A 2,747-nucleotide genomic window follows, 5' to 3' on the forward strand; every position below is an offset into this window, starting at 1 on the left:
TATGCTCAAAAGGAGAGAAAAAGGCTGTATTAAACCTCCCGGTGGATCATGGGCAATACCTTCAGGGAAATCCTCAGATCAATACTCAGGATAGTAAGCTAGAAAACCTTGAAGGCTTTGGAATCTGTAAGTTAACAAATAAAAAGTGTGTTCCTCAGCTGTCTCCATGGCTAAATGGAAATCATAATAAAAAGATATGGAATCAGGCCACTTTAAAGATGGAAGCAACGGTAGTAGATACTGAATCTTATTGTGTTTGTTTGAAGAGCCAAGGTATTATTTCAGTAACTAATTCGGGACAGAACATTCCCAAGAAAAATTCTAACCGTATATACATAACGGAAGGTAGAACCGCTATAGTGGTAAATGGAATTGCATTTATAATATATAATCCAAATAGTGAAACAATTTCTGGTACGGTAGAAATAAAACAGCGTGAAGATTGGTATACACTTATGGAGTATACTATGACTGAAGTAGAGTTTAGTTTATCTAAAGTACTGCTTGGAATACATTTTGAAATAGAAGATTACACGAGAGAAGGAATTACTGTATATAGTAATCAACCAATTCAATATTCGAATGGTAAAACTGAAAGAAAGTCTAGTCAAATTGAAATTGTACCTAAACAGATACCTTCAGGTAGTAAAGCAGCAGGTAAGGTATATTTAGCACAAGCTGTAGATTTAATTAATAACATATTAAAGCAGTTTGCTAATGCAATAGAGTATACTCATGCAACATTTTACTTTCAGAAGTCTAATACAGGAAGACATAGAGTTATTTTACTTGGAGGAACAAGTTCGGATTATCGGAAATATACAAATTATGATTTTTATAAGAGTGAAAGAAGTTATATATATGATATTGTTTCTAATGAATCGTCATATAAAACAAAAGGTAAAATAGCAAATGAAATGAAAGATGCAATAAAAGAAGTAATTATCGAATATATTAAGAGAATTGAACAGGGAAAATCAAAGGCAAAATTATTAGTTAGCAAAAACGAAGTGTGGCTTGATGACGGCGAATACTATGATATGGTTGTGTATTTATCTCCCAAAAGAGAAGGTAACTATCATCAAGTAATTCTTTACCCATTTGATGGAAAGCTAAAACTAAATTGATTGAATTGAAATATGATACATGTACAGCTTATGGTAATGAAAAATTTTGGAAAATTTTTGATAAGGTACTAAAGGAGCAGTGCGCATCTAATACAAAGCCTCAAATTAGTGACCCATCAAATGCAACATTTGATATTACTGCTTTTAAAGATGAACTTCCTAAGGGTGCAAAACCAAAGTCAGCATCTGATTTGATGAATATAAAGGGGTAAGGAGTAAAGATGAGATATTTGAAATGCTTACTATTAGCTTGCTTTGTAACTATATTGTTTATTGCTTGTAAGAGACAGGATGACAAGCTAACGGATGATACATGGTATATAGTGGATGAATATTCTATTTTAATGCTTTGTGAAAGGCCAGAACAGGAGTCCTTTAAAGCATTAATGGTGAAACTAAAAGGAAATGGTAATTCTTTAAATGAAGCGATAAATATTTTAAAAGAAATGGAACAGGATACAGTTGTAAAGAATGCTTTGGGAGTCGGATATTTACGTTTGAGAAAGTTTAGAGAGGCTGAAGAAGAGTTTCAAGAAGCTCTTAATATTGCTCAATCAGATACAGAAAGAGTGTGTATTCTAGCTAATTTAGCTGGAGTTATGTTGTATAAGGAAGATTCAGTTTCCGCTGAAAATTATACTGAGAAGGCACTTGAATTAGGAGTAAATGATTCATTAAAAAACTTAGTTTTAAAATCAAACCTTACTTCAATAAATTTATCTAATCAAACAGAACTTATTCAGGAGATAGCAAAGATAAAACAATTAATAAAAGAAGAAAAAAGTATATTAGGTTCTAATCAATTTGTGGGAATATTTAACTATGAAACTTTAGCTTACGCTTGTTATTATGAGGACAATATGACAAGATGTGAATACTATATGAAAAAAGCAAGGGAATTAAATAAAAAAACATATAAGTATGTTTATATAGATGCTTATTTATACAAAGCGTTGACCTTAATGTATGATGACACCATTGAAGGAGTGGATAAAGCCATGAGTTACATAGATAAAGATATAGACATTTTAGAAGAATGGCAGACAAAAGACCATTACGATTTATTGGTCTCATATATAATTAGAGGAAACCTTTATGCAAATAAAAGCATACCTGATAGGGATTCTGCAATTAGAGATTACCGATATGTTTTAGATTATTGTCCCCCCTACCACAGTCTGGCAGCAGTATCTTACTATGGCCTGGCTAGGGCGTATGGATATTCAGAAAATGCAGCACTAATTACAGAGTCATATGCAAAAGCCTATTACCTTTGGAAACTGGAGGGCTGGAGTGATTTGAATCAGGACATAGAGCGTGAATTAAGGCAGGAATATGAGCGTCAAAATAACGGGAATGAAAGCTATAATAACTGGTTTGAGCAACAAATTGAAAAAGCAGAGCGAGATTTGGAGATTCAGTGGGCTCAGTAAATTGCTTATGTTTGCTTTTGAGTAGAAAGAGAGAGAAGCAGGAAATATAAGACGAATCTTTCATCTGAAAATAAAAAATTTAGAAATAAAATAATTCAATACTACAGGAGGCAATATCATGGATAATAATGACGCTATGGAACAGATCAAAAATAGTCAGATGCTACAAAAGAAGCAAGCCGAATAT

Annotated in this window: 3 protein-coding genes; all 3 read left to right on the forward strand. The window is 32.5% G+C overall.

Annotated features, from left to right (window positions below; genetic code table 11):
- On the forward strand, positions 1–1,127 hold a 1,127-nt coding region (locus FAY33_RS17015; RefSeq protein WP_143322490.1), incomplete at its 5' end, for a DUF4280 domain-containing protein.
- Positions 1,124–1,339 carry a hypothetical protein gene (locus tag FAY33_RS17020; protein ID WP_143322434.1) on the forward strand — a complete coding sequence of 72 codons (216 nt, stop codon included), beginning with the start codon at positions 1,124–1,126 and terminating at the stop codon, positions 1,337–1,339. The genes FAY33_RS17015 and FAY33_RS17020, both read left to right, overlap by 4 nt.
- Positions 1,340–1,348: 9 nt before the next feature.
- The gene (locus FAY33_RS17025; protein WP_143322435.1) at positions 1,349–2,560 is read left to right on the forward strand and encodes a hypothetical protein; all 1,212 of its coding nucleotides are present in this window, start codon (positions 1,349–1,351) and stop codon (positions 2,558–2,560) included.
- The last annotated feature ends 187 nt before the right edge of the window (positions 2,561–2,747 follow it).

Origin of the sequence: Clostridium sp. HBUAS56010 (assembly GCF_007115105.1) — a bacterium.
Lineage (GTDB): Bacteria > Bacillota > Clostridia > Lachnospirales > Lachnospiraceae > Lacrimispora.